Genomic DNA, 25,037 nt, shown 5'->3' with positions numbered 1-25,037 from the left:
CTCTCGCCCCCACCAACCAGCGCTCATCATGCTCACCAGGACTGCAACTCCCCCGACCCTTCGCAGCGATGGCAGCCCGATACAACACGCCAGCCCTGCGCGTGACGTCCAAAATGGAATCGAAATGTTTCTGCCGGCGACCGGCCATGCCATCCAGAGATGTCCGGCGTCGCTTGCGATCGCAGTACTGATCCCTTGCCACAACGAGGCGCTGACGATCGCTGCCGTGGTGCGGAGCTTCCGGGAGAGCCTGCCGGGGGCCGCGATCTATGTCTACGACAACAATTCCAGCGACGGTACGGCCGAAGCCGCGCGACAAGCGGGAGCAATCGTCCGCGGCGAACGCCGGCAGGGCAAGGGTTATGTCGTGCGGCGCATGTTCAGCGACGTCGAGGCCGATATCTATCTGCTGGTCGATGGCGATGCGACCTATGAGGCGGAAGCCGCGCCAAGGCTCGTGGCGGAACTCCTCGCCGGCCCCTACGACAAGGTCAACGGCGCGCGGGTCCATCACCGGCACGACGCCTATCGCCGCGGCCATGTGCTCGGCAACAGGGTTTTGACCGGCCTCGTCTCGCGGATATTCGGCGCCCATAGCCGCGACATGCTGTCAGGCTACAAGGTGCTCTCGCGCCGCTTCGTGAAATCCTTCCCCGCCACCAGCAACGGCTTCGAAATCGAGACCGAATTGCTGGTCCATGCGCTCGATCTCGACGTGCCGATGTCCGAGATCGAAACGCTCTACAAGGAACGGCCCGCCGGCTCGGAGAGCAAGCTCTCGACCTTCAAGGACGGTTTCCGGATCTTCGGCTTGATCCTGCATCTGGTGCGCGATCTGCTGCCGCTCCAGTTCTTCACTCTCATCGGCACGCTCTTCGTACTATCCTCGATCGGGCTCGGCGTTCCCGTGATCCTCGCCTTCATCGAGACGGGCTGGGTCATGCGCCTGCCGACCGCCGTTCTCTCCGTCGGATTGATGATCGCGGGCCTGCTCGCCTTCGTGACCGGATTGATTCTCGACAGCGTCGCGCGGGGACGGCGCGAGAAAAAGCTCATCGCCTATCTCGGCCATCCGGCAGCCGGCGGCTGAGGCGATGCCGTCCAAGCTGCCCGGACGCTTCCCGCGCTTCCTCGGCGTCGGAGCCCTCGGCTTCCTCGTCGATGGCGGGGTCTTCGCCATCGCCATCGAGAGGCTGATGCTCGGCCCGGTCACGGCGCGGGTTCTGTCGTTTCTAGCCGCCGCGGCGTTCACCTGGGCGCTGAACCGCCGGTTCACCTTCGCCGACCGCGCCTCCAGCCGGCCCGCCGCCGAGCTTGGCCGCTACACGCTCTCGAGCCTCGCAGCCGGCGCCGTCAATCTGACGGCCTACACGGCCATCGTCCTGACTCTCGGCTCAGCCAGGCCAATTCCCTATCTCGCGCTCGCAGCCGGCGTTGGCGCCGGCCTGATGATCAATTTCGTGCTCTATGACCGCGTCGTCTTTCGCAAGAACGCGGAGAGATAGCCTCACCCCGCCAGCGCCTCGGCCACATCCTCATAGGTCCGCAGGCCCGTGCGCGGCGCTGTCACCAGCACCGCCATATTGCCCGGCGCATGCTCGTTCTTCCACATCTTCTGATGGGCGAGCGGAATCTTGTCCCAGGGGAAGACCTCGGACATGCAAGGGTCGACGCGGCGGTCGAGCACGAACTGGTTCGCCGCGCTCGCCTGTTTGAGATGGGCGAAATGCGAGCCCTGCACGCGCTTCTGCCGCATCCAGACATAGCGGGCGTCGAAGGTTATGTTGAAGCCCGAGGTGCCGGCGCAGAACACGATCATGCCGCCGCGCTTGGCGACGAGACAGGAGACCGGGAAAGTCGCCTCGCCGGGATGCTCGAAGACGATGTCGACATCCTTCTTGCCCGTGATGTCCCAGATCGCCTTGCCGAACTTGCGCGCCTCCTTGGTCCAGTCGTTGTATTCGGGGCTGTTGACCTTGGGCATCTGGCCCCAGCAATTGAAATCCTTGCGGTTGATCACGCCCTTGGCGCCAAGGCCAAGCACGTAGTCGCGCTTGCTCTCGTCGGAGATCACGCCGATCGGGTTGGCGCCGGACGCCGCACAAAGCTGAACGCCGAAGACGCCAAGGCCGCCCGACGCGCCCCAGATCAGCACATTGTCGCCGGGCTTGATGGTGTGGGGCGCATGGCCGAAGAGCATGCGATAGGCCGTCGCCAGCGTCAGCGTGTAGCAGGCGGCCTCCTCCCAGGCCAAATGCTTCGGCTTCTGCATCAGTTGGCGCGACTGCACCCGGCAGAACTGGGCGAAGGAGCCGTCCGGCGTCTCGTAACCCCAGATGCGCTGGGATGAGGAGAACATCGGGTCGCCGCCATTGCACTCCTCGTCGTCGCCGTCATCCTGGTTGCAATGGACGATGACCTCGTCGCCGACCTTCCAGCGCTTCACCTTGGTGCCGACAGCCCAGACGATGCCGGAGCAGTCCGAACCCGCGACATGCAGCGAGCCCTTGTGGACGTCGAAAGGGGAGATCGGCTGGCCTAGCCCGGCCCAGATGCCGTTATAGTTGACGCCGCCGGCCATCACGAGCAGCAGCACCTCCTCCTCGCCGATCGTCCAGGTCGGGATCACCTCGATCTGGAAACTCTCGATCGGCGGGCCGTGGCGCTCGCGCCGGATCGTCCAGGCGTACATGCTGGCCGGCACATGGCCGAGCGGCGGCAGTTCGTTCAGTTCGTAGAGATCCTTGAGCGCGGCCTGCGGCTTGGACATCGTCGTCTCCCTGTTCTTGTTCGCCGGCGGCTTATCGCGCGCGCTCGACTGCTCCCTTGGCTAGGCAGGCGATGATGCCGCGTCATGCTGCGCTGCGCCATCCCCCTAAGGAATTATACCGCAGCGCAAAAACAGCCCGCATATTCACCGGCGTCCGCCGCTTGCCGCATGCTGGCATCGGACCGATGCTGCAGATCTTTGATTTGGCATCGGCTTGTCCCGAAAACCGGTTCCCACTTTTCGGGCCGATGCTCTAGCATCGGCCGTCCGCCAACAGGATTCGCCGCGATGCGCGCTTATTTTCTGATGCTCGGCCTGCCCGATATGGCGACGCCGCAAATGGCCGTCCTGATCGCCGTCATCGTCGCCGCGGCCTTCGCGCTGGCCTGGATCGCTGACGCCATTCTCGGCGATGGTTGTTTCGGCGTTTTCTTCAACGCCGTGATCCTGCTCATCGGCGCGACCATCGGCGCGCTGATCTGGAAGCGGCTGGGCTATGCGATCGGCACCAGCCCGCAGGCGACGGCCGCCATCGTCTCCGCCGGCGCGGGCATGGTGTTGCTGCTGATAGGCGGTGTGCTGCGACGCTGGATCTGAGATCCTGCCCCGCGCCGCTCAGGCCGGCTTGTAAGCCGCCAGCATATAGTTGACATTGGTGTCGCGCGCGGCCGACCAGCGGTCGGCAAGCGGGTTGTAGACCACGCCGGTGCTCTCGCCGAGATCGAGCCCGCCGGCCTCGATCGCCGCGCCAAGCTCGTCGGGCGTCACGAATTTGTTCCAGTCATGCGTGCCGCGCGGCAGCCAGCGCAGCACATATTCCGCACCGACGATGGCGAGCGCATAGGATTTCAATGTGCGGTTCAGCGTCGCCATCACCAGAAGACCACCGGGCTTCACCGCCTGGCAGCAAGCGGTGACGAAGGCCTCGACATCGGCGACATGCTCGACGACCTCCATCGCCAGCACGATGTCGAAGGTCCTACCCTCCGCTACCAGCGCCTCGATCGTCTCCTGGCGATAATCGATCGCAAGCCCGCTCTTCCCGGCATGGGCGCGGGCGACGGTGACATTGGTCGGCGCCGGATCGAGCCCGGTCACCTTCGCGCCCAGCCGCGCCAGGGGCTCGGAAAGCACGCCGCCGCCGCAGCCTATGTCGACCAGGGTCAGGCCGTCCAGCGCCGTCAGCGTCCTGGAATCGCGCGAGAACCGCGCACAGGCCAGGTCGCGAACGAAGCCCAATCGCACCGGATTGAACTTGTGCAGCACCGCCATGGGCCCCTTCGGGTCCCACCAGGTCTTGGCGATGGCCTCGAAACGCGCGACCTCGGCAGGATCGATCGTCGAGCCGTCGCGCTGAGCCGTCGCCGCCATGGCCTTATTCCTTCCTGATCAAAAGCTGGTCCGCATCGCATTGACAGTCCGGCCGCCGCCCGTCATCTACACCGGCCTCGCGTAGGGCGCGAGGGTGACCTTTCGTCCCGGCTCGTTCGGGACTGTTGATCTGAGAGCCTCTGGACCGCCATGGCCCGTCTGGTGATGAAATTCGGCGGAACCTCCGTCGCCACTGTCGAGCGCATCAAGAACGCCGCACGCCATGTGAAACGCGAGTTCGACGCCGGCCATGAGGTCGCGGTCGTGGTCTCGGCGATGTCCGGCAAGACCAATGAATTGGTCGGCTGGTGCAAAGAAGCCTCGGCGCTCCATGACCAGGCCGAATACGATGTCGTCGTCGCCTCGGGCGAGCAGGTGACCTCGGGCCTGATGGCGATCGTGCTGCAGCAGCTCGGCCTGCCCGCGCGCTCCTGGCAGGGCTGGCAGATCCCGATCTACGGCTCGGATGCGCATGGCTCCTCGCGCATCGAGGCAGTCGAGCCCGCCGGCATCGTCGCTGGCTTCGACCGCAATCGCGAGATCGCCGTCTGCTCCGGCTTCCAGGGCGTGCACGCCCAGAGCAACCGTATCGTCACGCTCGGGCGCGGCGGCTCGGACACCAGCGCGGTCGCGCTCGCAGCCGGGTTGAAGGCCGATCGCTGCGACATCTACACCGATGTCGACGGCGTCTACACTACCGACCCGCGCGTCGTGCCCAAGGCCCGGCGCATGGACAAGGTCTCCTTCGAGGAGATGCTGGAGATGGCCTCGCTCGGCTCCAAGGTGCTGCAGGTCCGCTCGGTCGAGATCGCCATGGTCCAGCGCGTGCCGACCTATGTGCGCTCCTCCTTCGACGACCCCGACAATCCGAAATCTGGTACTCTTATCTGCGACGAGGACGACATCGTGGAACAGCAGATCGTCACCGGCATCGCGTTTTCGCGCGACGAAGCCCAGATCACGCTCCGGCGCGTCGCCGACAAGCCCGGCGTGGCGGCGGCGATCTTCGGCCCGCTCGCCGATGCCAACATCAATGTCGACATGATCATCCAGGTCGTCTCCGACGACCAGGCGACGACCGACATCACCTTCACCGTGCCGACCGCCGATTTCGAGCGGGCGCGCACGCTGCTGGAGAGCCGGCACGACCAGATCGCCTATCAGTCGCTGCAGGGCGCGACCGATGTGGTGAAGATCTCGGCGATCGGCGTGGGCATGCGCAGCCATGCCGGCGTCGCCGCGCGCGCCTTCCGGGCGCTGGCCGAGAAGGGCATCAACATCCGCGCGATCACGACATCCGAGATCAAGTTCTCGGTGCTGATCGACGCCGCCTATACCGAGCTTGCGGTGCGCACGCTGCACTCGCTCTACGGGCTCGACGCCGCGTAAGGCGCTAGGGCCTTTACGGCGCCGGGGCGAGCTGGTTCTAACCGGCTGCGTCTGCGTCGTTCTGATGCAGCGCGAAGCCGTTTGCATCCGGCTCACCCAGCTCAGGGCGCAGCCGCATGCTCGGGATCAGGTAATCGCCGCCGTTCTGCCGCCGAAACGGGATCGGCGGGATGGAGCCAAGCGTGCGCATCCGCTCGCGCAGGCGCTCGGCCACTGCCGCGACCCCAGCCTCGTCGAGACGATCGACCCTGTAGGCCACGAAGGGCGGCAGCACGTCATAGCCCGGGTAGTACAGGATGCCGTGATTGATCGGGAACAGCAGGTCGTCGATCGGGCCGTTGATGCCGCGATCCGAATAATGCTCCTCCCAGCCGCCGGCGGTCACCAGCAGCATGGCGCGCTTTCCCGCGAGGGTGCCCTCGCCATAGCGGTCGCCCCAGCGCGTGTCGCTGTGCTCGCCGACGCCATAGGCGAAGCCATAGGCATAGACCCGGTCGACCCAGCCCTTCAGGATCGCCGGCATGGTGAACCACCAGAGCGGGAACTGCAGGATCAGCGTGTCGGCCCAGAGCAGCTTCTCCTGCTCGGCCTTGACGTCGGCGGTGAGAGAATCGTCGGCGAAAGCCTCTCCGGAGGCGGCCGCCGGCTTGAGCCGCGCGTCGGGCGCCAGGGCGGGGAAATCGGCGCGGTCGATCTCGGATTTCCAGCCATCGGCATAGAGATCCGACACCCGCACCTCATGGCCCTGGGCCTCGAGCTCCTTGATGGCGACGTCGCGCAGCACGCCGTTGAGCGAACGTGGCTCGGGATGAGCGGAGACAAGCAGGATTTTCATGGGTCGACGATCCGGTGATGGGTTGATTGGTATTCAAGTAGCCAGAGCCCATACGATCCGTTAGATGTCGGCAATGCATAAGATTGTGCCATATAATGGATAGATCTGACGTCACGCTCGAACGCATGCGCAGCTTCGTCCGCGTCGCCGAGCGCGGCAGCCTGTCGGCGGTCGCGCGCGAGCTCGGGGTCGGGCAGTCGACGATCACCCGGCATCTGCGCGAGCTCGAGGACGCCGTCGGCGTGCCGCTTCTCAGCAGGACCACCCGGCGCGTCACGATGACCGACGAAGGCGGCCGCTACTATGCCGACTGCGTCCAGATCCTGCGCCTGGTCGAGCAGGCCGGCGACGAGGCACGCGGCACGCGCGGCGCACCAGCCGGCACGATCCGGATCTCCTGCACCGCCGCTTTCGGGGTCTTGCACACCAGCCGGTTGATCTTCGCCTTTCAGGATCGTTATCCCGAGATCGGGGTCGATCTCAGCCTCACCGACGAACGCGTCGACCTTGTCCGGGAAGGCGTCGACATCGCGCTGCGCCTGGGTCCGCTCAGCGACAGCTCCATGAAGCTCAGGGCTCTCGGCCAGTGCCGCCGCCTGCTGGTGGCGGCGCCGGATTATTTGGCCGCGCGCGGGAGGCCGACGATCCCGCAGGATCTCTCCGGCCATGAAGGCATCCGGATGTCGAATGTGGCGGGCAGCGACACGCTGACCCTGCAAGGGCCGGACGGCGCGCGCCATGTCGTGCCCCTCAATGGGCGCTTCCGGGTCGACCATGGGCTTGCCGCGCGCGAGGCTCTGGCAGCCGGGCGCGGCATCGGCCCGACCCATCAATGGCTGGTCGGCGATCTCCTGGCGGACGGACGGCTCGAGGCGATCCTGCCCGACTACGCGCTGCCTTTCGTGCCGCTGAGCCTGCTGATCGTGCCCGAGCGCTCAGGCATTGCCCGGGTCCGGCTACTGGTCGATTTCCTCGCCCAGCAGATCAGCGGCATTCCGGGGATCGAAGCGCCGCGGCCCTAGGATTTCCGCTGGGGGCTCCAGGTTCATTCATAGGCACGACGCAGCTTAAAATACGTGCAGGCAAGCTCCGAGATTCATTAAGATTTTGATGGGATTGTCTTAAGGGGGCAAACGTTCAGGCTGCAGCATTCCTTGGACCGCAATCCGAAGACCGATTCATCGGGAGTGAAGCCTGTCGCCATCACCGGCACTGCTGTCGAGCGTCTCCTGCTTGCATCCGGCGTCGACGACCAGGCCCGCGCCATCGCCCGCTCCCTGCTGCCGGCGCTCACCGCCAAGGCCGGCGCTGCCTGCCACGCCTATTGCGACCATCTCGAACGCTCTGTCGCCGACATGAAGCCCCATGTCGCCCAGCACCGGCAGGCGGTCGTCCAGGCCGAGGAACAGCATCTCCAGACCTTGTTCGGCGGCGAGTTCGGCGAGGACTACGTCGCGTCCCTGAACAAGGCGGCCCTGACCGAGTTCGGCGACGCCCTGGGCATCCGCACGCGGCTCGGCACGACGCTGCGCCTGATCGATCCGCTTTTCAAGGAAATCGGCCGCCGCCGGCGCTTCGGCAGCCGCAAGGCGATCGAGGAATGCGCAGCCCTGACCCGGCTGATCCTCTGTGACGCCATCGCCGCGACCTCCTGCCATCAGCGGGCGAGCCGCATCAACCTGACGCAGCGCGAGAACCAACTCCATCTGGCCGCCTCGTCCTTCCAGAACAACATCGTCCAGCTCTCGGAGAGCCTGAAGACGGCCGCGACCACCTTGAGAAACTACGCCGCGACCAGCCATTACCGCAGCGGCCAGGCGGACCGGGAAGCCACGCTTGCGGAGGATGCCGCGCGCGACTGCACCCAGCGCATCACCAGCACGGTGACGGCGACGAATGATCTGGTGCAGGCGCTCGACCATGTCAGCAGCGAGGCGCAGCAAAGCTTCTCGATCACCGGCCAGGCCGTCGCCGATACGCGCGAGGTCACCTCGTCGATCGCCGTACTGGCGGAGGCTGCCAGCCGCATCGGCTCGATCGTGACCCTGATCCAGCAGATCGCGACCAAGACCAATCTGCTTGCCTTGAACGCCACCATCGAGGCGGCGCGCGCCGGCGAGGCCGGCAAGGGTTTCGCGGTCGTCGCCGGCGAGGTCAAATCGCTGGCGCACCAAACCGCCAGCGCCACCGCCGAGATTTCGACGCAGATCGCGCAGGTGCAGTCGGCGACCGAATCCTGCGTCACCCATGTGAACTCGATCAGCCTGACCATCGCTCGGCTGGAGGAATCGTCTGCCTCGATCGCCCAGACGGTCCAGCAGCAATCGGCCGCCACGAACGAGATGGCCGTCAACACGCAGGAAGCCGCCACCCGGACGCAGGAAGGCCTGCTCTCGGCCCAGGCCGCGCGGATGTCGATCGGCGACGTCACCAAGATGTCGATCGAGCTCGACAGCGCCGCCGTCCAGGTCGAGGCCTCGGCCGGGATGATCAGCGACCTCGTCACGCATTTCCTGTCGAACCTGCGTGCAGCCTGAGGCTATCCTCCCAAGCTGTACTAAAACGCTCCGGCTCGGCCGGCCGGCCACAATGCCCACAGCGCCAAGGCGGCACACCCTACCCAAAGCGCGACGATGACAGCGGCCGCCATGCGACTGGCGGGCCGCTCGGCACGCGCGTCCGCCGCAGCTCTAAACTCGGCCATGAGGTCGGCCGGAACCAGGCGCACGGCAAGCAGGATGCCGAGTGGCACCAGAATCAGATCGTCCAGATAACCGATAACCGGAATGAAGTCGGGGACGAGGTCGATGGGCGATAGCGCGTAGGCGGCGACGGTTGCGCAGAGCGCCTTCGCATACCAGGGGACGCGAGGGTCGCGTGCCGCGATCCAGAGCGCGACAACGTCCCGCTTGATGCTTCTCGCCCAGCGCTTGGCTCCGCCCAGCAATGTCTCATTCTCATTGGATCCCGACGTCATCTCCAGACCTTTACGTGCTGTTCTCTCCAGGCTTCATTGGCATCGCGGGCGGTCTCTGTCGGATCGACCAGGGCGATTCTCGCCCTGCACGGCGAAGACGTCCTGAGCATAGGTTTCAAGCCCCCCATGATCGAGAGCGACTACGACTACATCATCATCGGTGCGGGCTCGGCCGGCGCGGTGCTGGCCGCGCGGTTGAGCGAGAATCCGGCGGTCCGCGTGCTGCTGCTCGAAGCGGGGCGCGATTTCCGCACGGCGGAGACGCCGCAGCATATCCGCATCCCCAATCCGATGCGTGCAATCGCCGACGACGATTATCGCTGGCCACAGCTGATGGCACGGCGGACCGAGCGGCAGGAGCCCAAGCTGCTCTGGCGCGGGCGGGCTGTCGGCGGCTCATCGACCATCAACGGGCAGATCGCCATTCGCGGCGTGCCGGATGATTTCGAGCGCTGGGCGGCGCAAGGCTGCACCGGTTGGGGCTGGGCCGATGTCCTGCCCTCTTTCAACCGGCTCGAAACCGATGTGAATTTCGGCGCTGCGCCCTGGCATGGCGATAGCGGGCCAATCCCGGTCTATCGCGCGCCCGAGGCGCAATGGGGGCGGGTCGACCGCGCGCTGAAGGACGCTTCGCTGGCTCTCGGCTATGGCTGGTGCGAGGACCACAACGCGCCGGAAGGCACGGGCGCCTCGCCCTACGCGATCAACAGCAGCAATGGCATCCGCGTCTCGACCAATGACGGCTATCTGGAGCCGGCGCGCGGGCGCGCCAACCTGACCATCATCGGCAATGCCCTGGTCTCCCGGCTCAAGGTCGAGGGCAACCGGCCGCATATCGGCGGTGTCGAGGTGCGCATCAACGGCGAGAGCCTCTCGCCGCGCGCCACCCGCGAGGTCATTCTCTGTGCGGGGGCGATCCATTCGCCCGCCATCCTGCAGCGCTCAGGCATCGGCCCGGCCACGCTATCGGCTTCGCTCGGCATCCCCGTCATCGCCGATCTGCCTGTCGGCGAGAACCTGCTCGACCACCCGATCATGCCGCTGTTCCTGCGCCTCAGGGAGACCGCGATGGTCGACACGCCGATGCACCGCCACACCAATTGCTGCCTGCGCTACGGCTCTGGCCTCGGCGGCGCGGGCGACAACGACATGATCGTGATCGCCGGCAACCTCGCCTCCTTCGGCGGCGGCGACCTCACGCTCGGGCGGCTCGCCGTCTCCGTCTACCAGGCCTTCAGCCAGGGCCGCGTCCGCATCACCACGGCGGATCCGGGCATCGACCCGCAAGTGGATGAGCGCATGCTGTCCGACGAACGCGACCTGATCCGCATGCGCGACGGCATGCGCCGAGCCGAAGCGCTGGCCGCGACGGAGGCGGTGAAGGCCATCGCCTCACGCGTCGAATACGGGCTGTCTGGACGCTCGATCGATGAGCCGTTCGATGCGGCAGAGCTCGACGCCTGGCTGTTCGAGGAATGCTCGGACGCGCAGCACGCCAGCGGCACCTGCCGGATGGGCGCGGCAGGCGATTCCCGCAGTGTCGTCGACCCGCATTGCCGCGTGATCGGCTGCACGGGCCTGCGGGTGATCGACGCCTCGATCATGCCGGAGGTGGTGCGCGCCAATACGCATCTGAGCACGGTGATGATCGCCGAGAAGATGGCGGCAGAGATCGGCGGCGCCGGACGCTGAAATCCGGCTTGCGCCGATCGTCGCGTTGACCTCCCCCTCCGGCCTCACGATGATGCCGGCCATGACGACCGGCCCAACCTCCGCCACCCTGGAATTCGACCCCGCCCGGCTTGACGCCTTCCTGCGCTCCGCCCTGCCCGGCCGCGTCGGCGGGCAGATGAACCTGGAGCGGATCAGCGGCGGCCAATCGAACCCGACATTCTTCCTGTCCTATCCGGAGGCCGGCACGCGGCTGGTGCTGCGCAAGAAGCCGCCGGGGCCATTGCTGCCTTCGGCGCATGCGGTCGACCGCGAATACCGCATCCTCAAGGCGCTGGCGGGCTCAGCCGTGCCCGTGCCGCCGGTGCTGCTGCTGCATGAGCAGGATGATGTCGTCGGCACGCCCTTCTATCTGATGGAGCGGCTGGAGGGCCGCGTCTTCCACGACACCGCGCTGCCCGGCGTTTCCACCGATGATCGCCGCGCCATGTATTTCGCCATGGCCGAGACGCTGGCCGCACTGCATGCTTTCGATTGGCAGGCGGCCGGGCTCACCGATTTCGGCAAGCCCGGGAACTATTATGCCCGCCAGCTCAGGCGCTGGGGCGGACAATGGCGCGAGACCAAGACGCGCAGCATCCCGGCGATCGACCGCGCCATCGAATGGCTGAGCGAGCATCTCGACGAGAGTGCGGAGACGACGATCGTCCATGGCGATTTCCGGCTCGGCAATCTGATGTTCGCGCCCGACCGGCCGAGCATCGTCGCCGTGCTGGACTGGGAACTCGCGACGCTCGGGCACCCGCTCTCGGACGTCGCTTTCTCTTGCCTGCCCTGGCATTCGACGCCGGCGATGTATGCCGGCATCGTCGGGCTCGATCGCGCGGCGCTCGGCATCCCGACGCAGGCCGAATATCTTGAGCGCTATTGCGCCGCCGCAGGGCGCGCCAGCGGGCCCGGGCGCTTCCACCTCGCCTTCTCGCTGTTCCGTTTCGCCGTCATTCTCGACGGCATCGCGGCGCGCGCGAAATCGGGCAATGCGGCGGCGGAGAATGCGGTCGCAGTCGGCGCGATGGCGGAGAGTTTCGCACTGCGGGCCGACGCCGTGATCAACGACAAGAACAGTGAGACAGTACAGGAGAAAGCGCGGGGAACCCCTCTCCTGTAAGGAGAGGGGCAGGGGTGAGGTGTAGGCCGTTCGACCAGTTGCATGACGACCTTGCCGTCATTGCGAGCGTAGCGAAGCAATCCAGGAGGGCTCGCTCTACGTCCTCTGGATTGCTTCGCTACGCTCGCAATGACGAGGGAGCAGCCGTCAGGGCACGGCCTAAGCGTCCAATGGCCGACGCCTCACCCTGCCCTCTCCCACCAATCTCGGGCTTGCCCGAAATTGGCAGCTAGAGTGGCCCAAGTCGGAAACATCCGACTTGGGTTGAAGAGGGTCCCCGCGCCTCGCCTTCTTTCGGTCGAGCAAGTACAGGCAAACGAGGAAGCACCATGGATTTCGCCTATTCCGACAAGGTCGAGGCCCTGCGGGCAAAGCTCCAGGATTTCATGGATGCCCATGTCCAGCCGGCCGATGCCGCCTGGAAGCATGAGGTTGAGGCCGGGCGCTATCCCATCGCGCTGATCGACGGCTTGAAGGCCAAGGCGAAGGCCGCCGGCCTGTGGAACCTGTTCCTGCCCGCCTTAAAGCCGGATGAGCCCGGCACAAGGCTGAGCAATCTCGAATATGCGCCGCTCGCCGAGATCATGGGGCGGATCTACTGGTCCTCGGAGGTGTTCAACTGCAACGCACCCGACACCGGGAACATGGAAATCCTGCACATGTTCGCAACGGCGGAGCAGCGACAGCGCTGGCTCGTGCCACTGATGAATGGCGAGATCCGCTCCTGCGTCGGCATCACCGAGCCCGGCGTCGCCTCATCGGACCCGACCAATTTGCAGACCACGATCATCCGCGACGGCGACGACTATGTCATCACCGGCCGGAAATGGTGGACGACCGGGGCGCTGCATCCCAACGTCAAATTCTGCATCGTGATGGGGCTCTCGGATACGCGCCCCGAGGCCGATCCACATAAGCGCCACTCGATGGTGATCGTGCCGATGGATGCGCCCGGCCTCACCGTGATGCGCAACCTGCCGCTGCTGAACCATTTCTCTCCGGAAGGACATACCGAGACCGATTTTACCCAAGTCCGCGTGCCCGCCGCCAATATCCTGGGCGAGGAAGGCGCGGGCTTCGCGCTGGCGCAGGCGCGGCTAGGCCCGGGGCGCATCCACCATTGCATGCGCTCGATCGGCCAGTGCGAGGTCGCGCTCGAGCTGATGATCGAGCGCGCGCTGCAGCGAAAAGCCTTCAGCCGCCAGCTCGCCGACTATGCCAATGTGCAGGACTGGATCGCGGAAGGGCGCATGGAGATCGACCAGGCCCGGCTGCTCTGCCTGCGTGCAGCCTGGATGATGGACAGCCATGGCAACAAGGCCGCGCGTGTCGAGGTTTCGGCCATCAAGGTCGCCGCGACCCGGCTCCAGACTCGGATCGCCGACCGCGCCATGCAGGTCTTCGGCGCCGGCGGGCTCTCCAACGACACGCCGCTCGCCTTCATCTATTCTTGGGGCCGGGCGCTGCGCTTCATCGACGGCCCCGACGAGGTGCATCTGCGCACCATCGCCCGCGCCGAGATTAGGAAGCGCCAGGGCGCCAACCGCTCGACCTTCGCCGAGCAGGGCGTCAAGGCGCCCTATCAGAAGCCTGCCGCCGAATAGGCGCTGGAGCCCTGCGCGGAAAAGTGGGCACCGATCTTCGCATCAAGAAAATACGTCAGAACAGAGAGCTAAGCATGCTGTCTTGGCGTTGAACCACGCCGTCATCCCGGACAAGCCGCGTAGCGGCGCCGATCCGGGATGACGCGGCGTTTCCGAGAATAAACAGCACTTAGAACGAGGCTTGCGCCGGCCAGCACCTTGCTTTATATTTCTGTTATGACAGAAATTACAGACACGAGAGAAGAACTCCCTGAACCGCTCGAGGCCTTCATCCTGCAATGGGGCGATCTCGGCGGACAATGGGGCGTCAACCGCTCGATCAGCCAGATCCATGCCTTCCTCTATCTGGCCGAGCGGCCGCTCACCGCCGAGGACATCGCCGAGAGCCTCGACATGGCCCGTTCCAACGTCTCCAACTCGATCAAGGAATTACTCGGCTGGAACCTGATCCGGCGCGTGCCGATGCGGCAGGACCGGCGCGACCATTTCGAGGCCGAGACCAATGTCTGGGAGATCGCGGCGCGCATCGCGGCTGGCCGCAAGCAGCGCGAGATCGACCCGGCGCTGACGGCGCTACGCAATTGCGTCGAGAAGGCGGAACACGACCCGAAGGTCACTCCGGTCGCGCGCCAGCGCCTGCACGACATGCTGGAGTTCACCGCTGCGCTCGACCGCTGGTACGGCCAGATGCTGTCGATCCCGCAGGGCAAGCGCGACATGCTGATCCGGCTGGGATCGAAGATCGCCTCCTTCCTCCCCGGGGGAAAGAGCTGAAACGAGCAGCCCTGGAGCGTTTTCGAGCGAAGCGGTCACCGGTTCGCGTGAAGACAACGCGTTGCAACAAGGAGCTGGAGCAAGCCACGATGTCGGCTCAAGCACATAGGCAGATGGAAGAGCCCGCCGGGCCTGCCACGACGCCCGCCCTCACCGATCTGCGCTTCCGCGCCCTGCTGGGCACCCGGTCATGGAGCGAACTTCCAGCCGACGTCCAGCACCGCTTCTCCAAGCGCTTGAGCGGCAATGCGGCTGCGACCTATGTCGGGCGCATCACCGAGCTGCGCATGAACCGGGCCGGGCGCATCCTGTCCCAAGTGCTGCGCCTGATCGGCGCGCCCTTGCCGATCTGCTTGGATACGGACGTCGCCAGCGTTGTCACCGTAACCGAGGATGCCAGGACCGGCGGCCAGGTCTGGACCCGGCTCTACGCCAAGCAGGCCGGCTTTCCGCAGGTCATCCATTCCGCCAAGCGCTTCTCCGGCCCGACCGGGCTGGAGGAGTATATCGGCTTCGGCATCGCGATGGCGCTGACTCTCCATGTCGAAGGCGGGACGCTGCTGTTCCGCAGCGCCGGCTACAACCTCCAGCTTGGCCGCTTCCGACTGCCCTTGCCTGCCTGGCTCTCGCCCGGCGCGCTGACCGTCAGCCATGCCGAGACCGGCCCCGGCGCCTTCGCCTTCACGCTGCATCTTGCCCACCCGCTCTTTGGCGAATTGCTTGATCAGACCGGCCATTACCGGGACCAGCATTGATGAGCAGGCCTCCCGGAAACACCCCGCCGATCTGGCTCTATGACGGCGTCTGCGTGCTCTGCTCGGGCGGCGTGCGCTATACGCTGAAGCACGAGCGCAACGACGCGATGCGCTTCGTCGCGATCCAGTCGCGGGAAGGGCGTGAACTGGCGCGCGCGCATGGCATCGACGCGGACGATCCCGAAAGCTTCCTGTTCGTCGAGAACGGCATCGCCTTGCCGAAATCCGACGGCGTGCTCGCTTTGATCAGGCATCTCGACGGGCCGGCGCGGCTGCTCCTTGCTGGGCGGATTCTGCCACGCGCCCTGCGCGACTGGCTTTATGACCGCGTCGCGCGCAACCGCTACCGCCTGTTCGGCCGGAAAGCCTCCTGTGAGATGCCCGATCCGGCCCAACGCCACCGCTTCAGCCTGCCCGAGGCATCATGACGACCAAGCGCGTGCTCCTGATCGGCGGAACCGGCGTCTTCGGGCAAAGGCTCGCCCGGCATCTCGCCGGCATGGATGGGCTCGACCTCACCATCACCTCGCGCAACGAGGCCAAGGCGCGTGTGCTCGCCGACAGCATCGCGACTGTCGCGACAACGACGGTCCAAGGCATCGGCCTCGACCATCGGCGCGATCTCGACGCCGCTTTGGCTAAACTCTCGCCCTGGCTCGTCATCGATGCTTCCGGGCCGTTCCAGGGAGCGAGTTATGATGTTCCGCGCGCTGCGCTAACCGCCGGCGCCCATGTCGTCGATCTCGCCGATGCGCGCGACTACATCCTCGGTTTCGGCCCGGCGCTGGACAGCCTCGCCCACGAGCGCGGGCTCGTCGCGCTCGCCGGCGCGAGCTCGACGCCGGCCTTGTCCTGCGCTGCCGTGACGGCGCTGACCGAAGGCTGGCGGCGCATCGACACGCTCGACATCACGATCACGCCCGGCGGGCGCAGCGAGGTCGGCGAGGCGGTCATCGCCGCGATCCTGAGCTATGCCGGCAGGTCGATCCCGATCTGGCGCGAAGGCGAACTTCAGGAGACGTATGGCTGGGTCGACGGGCGGCGGGTGACGATGCCTAGGCTCGGTTCGCGCCGGGTCGCAGCCGTCGAGACGGTCGATGCGCAATGGCTGGGCCTGAGGCTCGATGTGCGCTCGCGCATCGCCTTCCAGGCCGGCCTCGAATCGCCGATCGAGCAGTTCGGCATCGGCATGCTGGCACGATTGCGCCGGGTCGGCTGGCTCGGAGAACTGAAGCCATTGATCCCCGCCTTGCTGGCCGGGCGCAAGCTGACGCGGCTACCGACCTCCGATCGTGGCGGCATGCTGGTCGAGGCGACGGGGCTCGATGCGAACGGCCAATTGCGGACGGCGCGCTGGTCCCTGCTGGCCGAACAAGGCCAAGGGCCGCAAGTCCCGACGCTGCCGACTGCAGCCGCATTGCGCGCCTTGCTCGCAGGGCAGATCGCGCCCGGAGCGCGGCCGGCAGCCGGTGCATTGACGCTCGCCGCCATCGAGGCCGAAATGACGCCCTACGCGATCAGCACGCATAGCGAGACGACAAGCCATGACGAGGCGGTCTTCGAAGCCGCTCTCGGCAAGGCCACCTTTGCGGCGCTGGCCGCGCCGCTCCAGGCCTTACATGGCCGGAACGGCCCGGCGGTCTGGCGTGGCCGTTCCGAGATCGAGACCGGCAGCGGCTTCATCGCCCGGCTGCTGCGCAAGGTCGTCGGCCAGCCACCGGCCGGCCGCGACATCCCGCTTACCTTCTCCATCGAGCGCATCGCCTCCCCCTCCGGCCCTGCCGAGATCTGGACGCGAAACTTCGGCGGGGCGCGGTTCTCATCGCGGCTCTCGACGGATGCCAAGGGCGAACTTTGGGAAACGTTCGGGCCTCTCTCCTTCAGGCTAGGCCTTGCCGCGCGCGGCGGCGGGATCGAGCTTCCGGTCGCGACGATGCGTTGCCTGGGCCTGCCCCTGCCCTCATTCCTGCAGCCGAAATCGGAAGCGCGGGAATATGCCGACGCTGAGGGGCGCTTCCACTTCGACGTGAAGCTGACGCTGCCCTTCATCGGCCTGCTGACGCACTACAAGGGCTGGCTGCTGCCCGCCAGAGGCCATTTAGACTCTGACGAGGGACGGATTGAGCGTCTTGATGGCGCTTGACGAAGCTGGACACAGCCCGCATGCTTAGCCAGCGTCAGATATTAAGATTTGTTTCTAAGAGTAATCACCCGCGCCAATTGTTAAAACCTTCAGCTTCCCGCCGAGGAGCCGCGACATGACAAAGAAATTACCCCCTGCGGCTTACATCATTATCGCGATGGTGCTGGGCATTATTGTTGGGTATATGATCTTCTCTAATTTCCCCGACAGGAAGAGCGCATCGGATATCGCTGGCTATATCTCGATCATGTCGGACATATTCCTGCGACTGATCAAGATGCTGATCGCACCACTGGTGTTTTCGACCTTGGTCGTCGGCATCGCGCATATGGGCGACGCGGCATCTGTCGGACGGGTGTTCGGCAAGGCGCTGGGCTGGTTCGTCACGGCATCGCTGGTTTCCCTGGTGCTGGGCCTTATTCTGGCCAATCTGCTGCAGCCCGGACATAACCTGGGTCTGCCGCTGCCGGACATTGGCGCATCGGCCAATCTCGCCACTTCGAAGTTTACCTTGAAGGATTTCGTGGCGCACCTCGTGCCGAAGTCGTTCGCGGAGGCGATGGCGAACAACGAGATCCTGCAAATCGTTGTGTTCTCGATGTTCTTTGGCGTCGCGCTTGCCGCTCTGGGTGAGAAGGGCAAGCTGATCGTCGAGGGCATCGACCAGCTTGCGCATGTCATGCTCAAGATCACGGGCTACGTGATGAAGCTGGCACCGCTTGCTGTATTCGCTGCCATGGCCGCGACGGTTGCCGTCAACGGCCTCGAGATCCTGCTGAAGTTTGCGGTGTTCATGGGTGATTTCTATCTGGGACTGTTTATCCTGTGGGGTCTATTGGTCCTGGCTGGTTACATGTTCCTTGGCCCAAGAGTGCTCAAGCTGCTGGTATTGATCAAGGAAGCCTTCATGCTGTCCTTTGCGACAGCCAGCTCCGAGGCTGCCTATCCCAAGATCCTCGACGCCCTCGACCGTTTCGGCGTGAAACGGAAGATCTCGAGCTTTGTCATGCCGATGGGATACTCGTTCAATCTCGACGGCTCGATGATGTACTGCACCTTTGCTACCCTGTTCATCGCGCAGGCCTACAATATCCCGCTGACATTGGGCACGCAGATCACGATGTTGCTGATCTTGATGATGACCTCGAAGGGCATGGCCGGGGTGCCGCGCGCATCACTCGTGGTGATCGCAGCGACGCTCAATCAGTTCAACATCCCCGAAGCCGGATTGTTGCTGATCCTTGGCGTCGATACCTTCCTCGATATGGGTCGTTCAGCGACCAACGCGGTCGGAAATTCGATCGCGACCGCGGTCGTCGCCAAATGGGAAGGAGAGTTGCTGCCGGAGAACGAGGCCGAGGCATTTGCCCACTCGCTCGACGCGGCGCTACCCGCTGCGGTGCCCGCGTGAGACCCCGTGATCACGTTTCCGCATGGGCTGCCGAGATTTGGGCCGCTGCGATTGCCATGATCACGAGATCTCTCGCGGCTCTCGCATTGGTTTGGCTTGCGCTCGCACCGGGCCAGGTCCTGGCCCAGAGTGATCCGGCGACGGCCCTGACGGGTGTTCTCAAATCGGCGCGCGATTCAGGTTTTGTGACGATCGGCTACCGCGAGAGCTCGATTCCGTTTTCCTATCTGTCGGCTGGCAAGGAGCCGGTGGGCTACTCCATCGAGATATGCCGGGCGCTGGTGGAAGCGATCGGTCGTGAGGTCGATCGCGATCTCAGCCTGAAATTTGTGCCCGTGACGTCCGAGACCCGGATCGAGGCTGTCGTCACAGGCAAAATCGACCTCGAATGCGGATCGACGACAAGCAATATCGAGCGGCAAAAGGTGGTGAGCTTCTCGCCCACCATGTTCGTCTCCGGCACCAAGCTGATGGTGAAGGTCAATTCGCCGGTGCGCTCGTTCCGCGATCTGAAGGACAAGACCGTGGTGGTGACGGCTGGAACCACCAACGAAAAGGCGATGCACGACCTGTCCGAAAAGTTCAAACTCGACATAAAACTGCTCGTCGCGCCGGAGCACGGCCAATCATTCGCCGAGATCGTCGGCGGCAAGGCAGAGGCGTTCGCCCTCGATGATGTGCTGCTTTATGGCCTGATTGCCCAGAACAAGGCGAAGAACGCTTTCACTGTGCTGGGCGACTTCCTGTCTTACGACCCTTATGGCATCATGTTCCGCAAGGGCGATGCGCCGCTGGCCAAAGTCGTTGCCGAAGCCTTTCACCAGTTGGCGGAGGATGGCGATCTCGACCGCCTCTACAAACGTTGGTTCCTGCAACGGCTTCCAGGCGGTGACAGCATCGATCTACCGATGAGCCCGCAGCTGAATACGATTTTCCGGTCTCTCGCGCTCAAGCCGGAGTGATCGATCGCGTCGAAGACGCGTGCGCATCCTGAGGATCCGCGAAGCGGCGTCTCGAAGGATGCTCCAGGAGTTCAGGATGGGGCTGCAGTTTCCACGGGCTAAGGCCGTGACCTCATCGTCAATTCGCGTCGTTGAACTTCTGGTACCAACGCTGCGCCTCGGCCTCATCCTTGGCGACGCCCTCTCCGACATTGTACATGTCGCCGAGCGCGTTCATTGCGGTCGGGAAGCCCTGCTCCGCCGCCTTGCGGTACCAGAGAAGCGCCTGGGCCTTGTCCTGGCGGGTACCGTTTCCGCTTCGATACATATCGCCAATATAGGATTGGGCCCGGGCATATCCGCGCTCCGCGGACAGGCGATACCATTTGAACGCCTCGGCTCGGTTTGGCGTAACCCCAGATCCTTGCAGATAGAGATCGCCGATATGGGCCGGGGCGGCATTGTCGCCCTTGTCGGACTGGGCGCGCCATAATCTCAGCGCGGTCGCATAGTCGTCGCGCTGATAGGCATCCCAGGCGTCATCGGCATGAGACACAGCCGCCGAGCAGATGAGCAGCCCAATCGCCAAACCAACACCAGGCAGCCGCATCTCCGCTCCCGCGCCATTCCAGGCGGTCTCGATACAAGAGCCGGATGATTTCAGCTGGGCTCACGAAATGAGCCCAGCTGAAATCTGAATCCGTCTCTCATCTCAAAGTGAGAGCAGGATCGATTGCGAAAAACCGGTACCCACTTTTCCGCATCCTGCTCTCGCCGACGGCAATATCGAAACCACCTTATTCCGCCAGCCAGGATCCCGGCCCATCGGATCCTCGGCCAGCGTCCGGCTTACGCCCCTCCCCGTCGGATCTCACTCCGCCGGAGCCGGATGGGCGTGCGCTGCGGCCTCTCCCAGCTTCTTCTTCCGCGAGAACAGCCAGTCGAGCCCGTTCGAGAGCCGCTCCATGTAGAGAAACAGCACCGGGGTGATGAACAGCGTCAGCACCTGCGAGATCATCAACCCGCCGACCACGGCGATGCCGAGCGGCTGGCGCAATTCGGCGCTGGCGCCGGCGCCGAGCGCGATCGGCAGCGTGCCCATCAGTGCCGCGAGCGTCGTCATCAGGATCGGCCGGAACCGCATCACGCAGGCCTGGTGGATCGATTCCTGCGGCGTCTTGCCCTCGCGCTTCAGCACGAGCGCGACGTCGATCATCATGATCGCGTTCTTCTTGACGATGCCGATCAGCATCAGAAGGCCGATGATGGCGATGACCGAGAGATCGAGCCCGAAGAGCCGGAGCGCGCCCAGCGCGCCGATCGCGGCCGAGGGTAGCCCGGTCAGGATCGTCAGCGGGTGGATGAAGCTCTCATAGAGGATGCCGAGCACGATATAGATCGTCAGGATCGCGCCCGCGATCAGCAGGCCCTGATTGGCGAGCGAATCCTGGAAGGTCTTGGCCGTGCCGGCCAATGTCGTCGAGAGCGATTTCGGCAGGTTGATCTCGGTCTTCAGCGCCTCGATCTTGGTGACGCTGTCGCCGAGCGCGACGCCTGCCGGCAGGTTGTAGGAGATCGTCACGGCCGGAAGCTGGCCGAGTTGGTTGACGGTGAGCAGGCCCGTCGTGCGCTCGACGCGCGCGAAGGCGCTGAGCGGCACCAGATTGCCATTGCTGGCGCGGATGCGGATCTGGTCGAGCTTGTCGGCCGACCAGCCGCCCTTGGGATCGAACTCGACGATGACCTGATAGCTGTCGCCGGTGGTGTAGATGGTCGAAACCTGACGCACGCCGAAGCCTGAATAGAGCGTTGAGCGCAGGATGTCGGAGCCGATCTTGAGCTGGTTGGCCTTGTCGCGGTCGATCACCAGCGTCGCTTCCGCGGCACTGTTCTGCAGATCGGTGGTGACGTCGATGAAAGTCGAAGGATCACGCCCCATCGCATCGGCGAGCTTCACCGACCACTCGTTCATCAGGCCCTGGTCGAGCCCCTGCACGACGAGCTGGTACTGGCTCTTTGAGGCGCGCGCGCCGATGTTGAGGTTCTGGACCGGCGTCATATAGGCGGTGATGCCGGCAATCGGCGCGAGATCGCGGCGCAGGCCGGCAAGCACCGTCTGCAGCGGAGGCCGCTCATTTTGCGGCTTGAGCTCGACGAAGAGACGGCCGGCATTGAGGGCGCCGGCGCTGCCGTTGCTGCCGCCGACCGTAGAAGCGACATGGGCGACGAAAGGCGAGCGGCTGAACACATCCGCCACCTGCGCCTGCAACTCCCTCATGGCCGGGAAGGAGACGTCCTGGCGCGCCTCGGTCGCGACCTGGAGCTGGCCGATATCCTCCTGCGGGAAGAAGCCCTTGGGCGCGGTCTGGAGCAGCCAGACACTGAGAGCAAGCGTGCCGAAGAAGGCGAGCAGCATCACCGGCTGGAAACGCAGGCACACCGTCAGCGCCCGGTCGTAGCCGCGCAGGATGCCGTCGAACCCGGCCTCGAGCACACGCCCGAAAGCATTCTCCTTATGGTGTTCCGAATAGCCGCTCAGCAGGCGCGAGCACAGCATCGGCGTCAGCGTCAGCGAGACGAAGGCCGAGGCCAGGATCGAGACCGTCACGACCACGGCGAATTCGTTGAAGATGCGCCCGATGACGCCGCCCATCAGCAGCACGGGGATGAAGACCGCGACCAGCGAGAGCGAGATCGAGATGATGGTGAAGCCGATCTCGCCCGCACCCTTGAGCGCCGCCTCATAGGCCGGGATCCCGTCCTCCTCCATATGGCGGACGATGTTCTCCAGCATCACGATAGCGTCGTCGACGACGAGGCCGACGGAGAGCGTCAGGCCGAGCAGCGAGATGTTGTCGATCGAGAAGCCGAAGGCATACATCGCCGCAAGCGTCGCGATGATCGAGATCGGCACCGCCACGGCGGGGATGAAGGTCGCGGCGACGCGGCGCAGGAAGGCGAAGATCACCATCACCACGAGGCCGATCGTCAGCAGCAAGGTGAACTGGACATCGTCCACCGCCATGCGGATCGAGACGGAGCGGTCGTTCAGCAGGGACAGCGAAGCCGCAGCCGGCAGTTGCTCCGAAAAGGCCGGTAGCATCGCCTTGACCTTGTCGACGACCTCGACGGTGTTGGCGTCAGGCTGGCGCTGCACGGCGAGAACCACCGCGGGCACGCCGTCATAGGCACTCGCTGTCAGCGAATTCTCGACGGAGTCGATGACCTTGGCGACATCGCCCAGGCGCACCGGCTTGCCGTTGCGCGTGGCGATGATGACGTTGGCGAACTGCGCAGCGTCGGCGAGCTGCGTGCGAGCCTGGATGGTGAGCTGCTGGCTGCTGTTCTGCAGCGTACCGACCGGCGTGTTGGCGTTGGTCGCGGTGATCGCCGCCTGCAGATCGTCGACGCCGATGCCGCGCGCAGCCAGCGCGATCGGGTCGATCTGGATGCGGACTGCGTATTTCTGGCTGCCGAAGATCAGAACCTGCGCGACGCCGTCGACCGTCGAGAGCGCCGGCGAGATGACCTGCTGGGCAAAGGCGTCGAGCTGCGAGAGCGGCACGACATCGCTCTTCAGCGCCAGCAGGATGATCGGCGCGTCAGCCGGGTTCACCTTGCGATAGCTCGGCGGCGTCGTCATCTCGAGCGGGAGCTGCTTCTGGGCGCGCGTGATGGCGGCCTGCACGTCGGCGGCGGCCGCGTCGATATTGCGGTTCAGCACGAACTGGATCGCGATCGAGGTCGACCCCTGGGCGTTCGTCGTGGCAATCGAATCGATGCCGGCGATGGTGGCGAACTGCTTGACGAGTGGTGTCGCAACCGAGGTCGCCATGGTGTCGGGCGAGGCGCCGGGCAATTGCGCCGAGACGTTCACGACCGGGAATTCCGCCCGGGGCAGGGCCGCCACCGGCAGGAAGCGATAGGCGAACAGCCCCGCCAGCACGAGCGAGACCGACATCAGGATCGTCGCCACCGGGTGGCGGATGCAGAAGCCGGAGATGTTCACGACTTGGCTCCCTGCGCGATCGGCGTGCCCTGCGAAGCCGGATCGGCCGGCGCGCCGTCCTTGGCGGCGCGCTCACGAATGCGCACACCGGTCTTGAGCCGCATCTGGCCGTCTGTGACGACGCGCTCGCCGGGCTCGAGGCCCTCGCTCAGCGCCGTTCGGTCGCCATCGCTCAGTGCGACCTTGATCTGGCGCAACTCGGCCGTCTGGTCGGCCTTGGCGACATAGACATAGGCGCCCTTCTGGCCAGTCTGGACGGCGACGGTGGGAACGACCGTCGTACCTATCAGGGTGTCGGCGGCGATCTCGACATCGACATACTGGCCGGGCCAGAGCGCGAGGTCGTCATTGCTGAAGGAGGCCTTGGCCGTGATCGTGCCCGAAGTCATGTCGACAGTGGAATCGACGAAGTTCAGGATTCCCTGGGCCGGCGGCTTGCCGGAATCGGGCACGCTGGCCGTCACGGGAATGGCGCGGCCGGAACCGAGAGCCCGCTGCAGCACCGACAGGTCGCGCTCGGGCAAGGTGAAGGTGACCCGCAGCGGCTTCATCTGGGTCAAGGTGACGAGGCCGAGACCGGTGCTGTTGGCGCCGACGAGATTACCCGGGGTGACCTGGACCGCGCCGGCGCGGCCGTCGATCGGCGCCAGGATGCGGGTGTAGCCGAGCTTGAGCTTGTCGGCGTCGAGCGTCGCCTTGTCGGAGAGGATGGTCGCGGCGGCTGAGCGCTCGTCGGCCGTCGCCTGATCGACCGATTGCTGCGTGCCGGCATTCTTGAGGAGCAGTTGCTGATAGCGTGCGAGATCGGCCTCGGTGCGCTTGTGGACCGCCTGATCGCGGGCGATCGCCGCCTCGTCCTTCTCGATCTGCGCTTTGAGGTCGCGGTCGTCGAGGGTGAAGAGCAGGTCGCCGGCCTTGACGAACTGGCCGTCGACGACGTGCTGTTCCATGAGCTGGCTGTCGAGCCGCGACTTCACCACGACGCTGGCCGGTGTCTCGACGAAGCCGATGGCGCGCTTGCGCACGGGCATGTTGGCCCGCTCGGCCTGCGCCGTCACCACGGCGACAGGAGCGCCCTCGCCGCTGCGCCCGGCACGGGCCGCACGCGCGCCCTCACCAGGATCGACGGCGCCGCGAGACGTCGTGAACCAGGCGCCGGTCGAAACCGCGACCGCGGCCAGGAAAGCAATCGAGAGAAGGGTCTTACGCTGCATCGGTG

22 protein-coding genes are annotated in these 25,037 nt (G+C 65.2%); 15 read left to right on the top strand and 7 right to left on the bottom strand.

All coding sequences use genetic code 11. The features are described 5' to 3' along the window. Positions 1-124 precede the first annotated feature (124 nt). Both BMZ97_RS00510 and BMZ97_RS00505 read left to right on the top strand, forming a co-directional pair. Positions 125-1,090 carry a glycosyltransferase family 2 protein gene (locus BMZ97_RS00510; RefSeq protein ID WP_092164349.1) on the top strand — a complete coding sequence of 322 codons (966 nt, stop codon included), beginning with the start codon at positions 125-127 and terminating at the stop codon, positions 1,088-1,090. Between the two features lie 4 nt (positions 1,091-1,094). After that, positions 1,095-1,505 carry a GtrA family protein gene (locus BMZ97_RS00505; RefSeq protein WP_092164347.1) on the top strand — a complete coding sequence of 137 codons (411 nt, stop codon included), beginning with the start codon at positions 1,095-1,097 and terminating at the stop codon, positions 1,503-1,505. 2 nt (positions 1,506-1,507) lie between these two features. Here BMZ97_RS00505 and ccrA read toward each other — a convergent pair whose 3' ends face one another. Beyond that, entirely contained in the window at positions 1,508-2,770 is a 1,263-nt protein-coding gene (gene ccrA, locus BMZ97_RS00500) for a crotonyl-CoA carboxylase/reductase (protein ID WP_092164345.1), read from the bottom strand. A gap of 288 nt (positions 2,771-3,058) precedes the next feature. On the opposite strand from ccrA, the gene BMZ97_RS00495 reads away from it, so the two are divergent. Further along, positions 3,059-3,367 (top strand): hypothetical protein, encoded by a 309-nt coding sequence (locus BMZ97_RS00495; RefSeq protein WP_092164338.1) that lies wholly within the window; start codon positions 3,059-3,061, stop codon positions 3,365-3,367. Positions 3,368-3,385: 18 nt separating this feature from the next. On the opposite strand, the gene ubiG is transcribed toward BMZ97_RS00495, so the two are convergent. Next, positions 3,386-4,141, bottom strand: coding sequence for a bifunctional 2-polyprenyl-6-hydroxyphenol methylase/3-demethylubiquinol 3-O-methyltransferase UbiG (gene ubiG, locus BMZ97_RS00490; RefSeq protein ID WP_092164336.1), 756 nt, complete (start codon positions 4,139-4,141; stop codon positions 3,386-3,388). A 150-nt stretch (positions 4,142-4,291) separates the two neighbouring features. Here ubiG and BMZ97_RS00485 point away from each other — a divergent pair, with 150 nt between their 5' ends. Continuing rightward, positions 4,292-5,530, top strand: coding sequence for an aspartate kinase (locus BMZ97_RS00485; RefSeq protein WP_092164335.1), 1,239 nt, complete (start codon positions 4,292-4,294; stop codon positions 5,528-5,530). A gap of 37 nt (positions 5,531-5,567) precedes the next feature. Here the strand turns inward: BMZ97_RS00485 and BMZ97_RS00480 are convergent, their stop codons facing one another. Further along, positions 5,568-6,365 carry an NAD(P)H-dependent oxidoreductase gene (locus tag BMZ97_RS00480; RefSeq protein ID WP_092164331.1) on the bottom strand — a complete coding sequence of 266 codons (798 nt, stop codon included), beginning with the start codon at positions 6,363-6,365 and terminating at the stop codon, positions 5,568-5,570. A 95-nt stretch (positions 6,366-6,460) separates the two neighbouring features. On the opposite strand from BMZ97_RS00480, the gene BMZ97_RS00475 reads away from it, so the two are divergent. Next, the gene (locus tag BMZ97_RS00475) at positions 6,461-7,387 is read left to right on the top strand and encodes a LysR family transcriptional regulator (RefSeq protein ID WP_092164330.1); all 927 of its coding nucleotides are present in this window, start codon (positions 6,461-6,463) and stop codon (positions 7,385-7,387) included. A 132-nt stretch (positions 7,388-7,519) separates the two neighbouring features. After that, positions 7,520-8,902, top strand: a complete 1,383-nt coding sequence (locus tag BMZ97_RS00470) for a methyl-accepting chemotaxis protein (RefSeq protein WP_139221123.1) — start codon at positions 7,520-7,522, stop codon at positions 8,900-8,902. Positions 8,903-8,922: 20 nt separating this feature from the next. Here BMZ97_RS00470 and BMZ97_RS00465 read toward each other — a convergent pair whose 3' ends face one another. Further along, positions 8,923-9,342 (bottom strand): YkvA family protein, encoded by a 420-nt coding sequence (locus BMZ97_RS00465; RefSeq protein WP_092164329.1) that lies wholly within the window; start codon positions 9,340-9,342, stop codon positions 8,923-8,925. Between the two features lie 126 nt (positions 9,343-9,468). On the opposite strand from BMZ97_RS00465, the gene BMZ97_RS00460 reads away from it, so the two are divergent. The 9 genes from BMZ97_RS00460 to BMZ97_RS00420 all read left to right on the top strand — a co-directional run bounded on the left by BMZ97_RS00460 (position 9,469) and on the right by BMZ97_RS00420 (position 19,830). Continuing rightward, the gene (locus BMZ97_RS00460; protein ID WP_092164327.1) at positions 9,469-11,034 is read left to right on the top strand and encodes a GMC family oxidoreductase; all 1,566 of its coding nucleotides are present in this window, start codon (positions 9,469-9,471) and stop codon (positions 11,032-11,034) included. A 61-nt stretch (positions 11,035-11,095) separates the two neighbouring features. Further along, positions 11,096-12,181 carry a phosphotransferase family protein gene (locus tag BMZ97_RS00455; protein WP_175525379.1) on the top strand — a complete coding sequence of 362 codons (1,086 nt, stop codon included), beginning with the start codon at positions 11,096-11,098 and terminating at the stop codon, positions 12,179-12,181. 329 nt (positions 12,182-12,510) lie between these two features. Beyond that, the gene (locus BMZ97_RS00450) at positions 12,511-13,785 is read left to right on the top strand and encodes an acyl-CoA dehydrogenase family protein (protein WP_092164325.1); all 1,275 of its coding nucleotides are present in this window, start codon (positions 12,511-12,513) and stop codon (positions 13,783-13,785) included. Between the two features lie 216 nt (positions 13,786-14,001). Then, a complete protein-coding gene (locus BMZ97_RS00445) occupies positions 14,002-14,559 on the top strand; it encodes a GbsR/MarR family transcriptional regulator (protein WP_092164324.1) in 558 nt (185 codons plus the stop codon). 113 nt (positions 14,560-14,672) lie between these two features. Next, entirely contained in the window at positions 14,673-15,314 is a 642-nt protein-coding gene (locus BMZ97_RS00440; protein WP_092164323.1) for a DUF4166 domain-containing protein, read from the top strand. After that, the gene (locus BMZ97_RS00435; protein ID WP_092164322.1) at positions 15,314-15,742 is read left to right on the top strand and encodes a thiol-disulfide oxidoreductase DCC family protein; all 429 of its coding nucleotides are present in this window, start codon (positions 15,314-15,316) and stop codon (positions 15,740-15,742) included. Before BMZ97_RS00440 ends, BMZ97_RS00435 begins: the two co-directional genes overlap by 1 nt. Continuing rightward, positions 15,739-17,457, top strand: a complete 1,719-nt coding sequence (locus tag BMZ97_RS00430; protein WP_092164321.1) for an SDR family oxidoreductase — start codon at positions 15,739-15,741, stop codon at positions 17,455-17,457. Before BMZ97_RS00435 ends, BMZ97_RS00430 begins: the two co-directional genes overlap by 4 nt. 115 nt (positions 17,458-17,572) lie before the next feature. Next, entirely contained in the window at positions 17,573-18,868 is a 1,296-nt protein-coding gene (locus BMZ97_RS00425) for a dicarboxylate/amino acid:cation symporter (RefSeq protein ID WP_092164320.1), read from the top strand. 56 nt (positions 18,869-18,924) lie between these two features. Further along, positions 18,925-19,830, top strand: coding sequence for an amino acid ABC transporter substrate-binding protein (locus tag BMZ97_RS00420; protein WP_092164319.1), 906 nt, complete (start codon positions 18,925-18,927; stop codon positions 19,828-19,830). Between the two features lie 118 nt (positions 19,831-19,948). Here the strand turns inward: BMZ97_RS00420 and BMZ97_RS00415 are convergent, their stop codons facing one another. From BMZ97_RS00415 to BMZ97_RS00405, 3 genes are all read right to left on the bottom strand, one after another. Continuing rightward, complete coding sequence (locus tag BMZ97_RS00415) at positions 19,949-20,419, bottom strand: tetratricopeptide repeat protein (protein ID WP_092164318.1); 471 nt, start codon at positions 20,417-20,419, stop codon at positions 19,949-19,951. Between the two features lie 261 nt (positions 20,420-20,680). Next, a complete protein-coding gene (locus BMZ97_RS00410) occupies positions 20,681-23,818 on the bottom strand; it encodes an efflux RND transporter permease subunit (RefSeq protein ID WP_092164317.1) in 3,138 nt (1,045 codons plus the stop codon). Beyond that, positions 23,815-25,032, bottom strand: coding sequence for an efflux RND transporter periplasmic adaptor subunit (locus tag BMZ97_RS00405; RefSeq protein WP_092164315.1), 1,218 nt, complete (start codon positions 25,030-25,032; stop codon positions 23,815-23,817). The genes BMZ97_RS00410 and BMZ97_RS00405 overlap by 4 nt, the downstream gene beginning before the upstream one ends. Positions 25,033-25,037: the final 5 nt, after the last annotated feature.

It is taken from the genome of Allobosea sp. OK403 (assembly GCF_900113835.1).
Taxonomy (GTDB): domain Bacteria; phylum Pseudomonadota; class Alphaproteobacteria; order Rhizobiales; family Beijerinckiaceae; genus Allobosea.
Note: the sequence above shows the minus strand (reverse complement) of the source record. Positions and strands in the feature narration are given on the sequence as shown.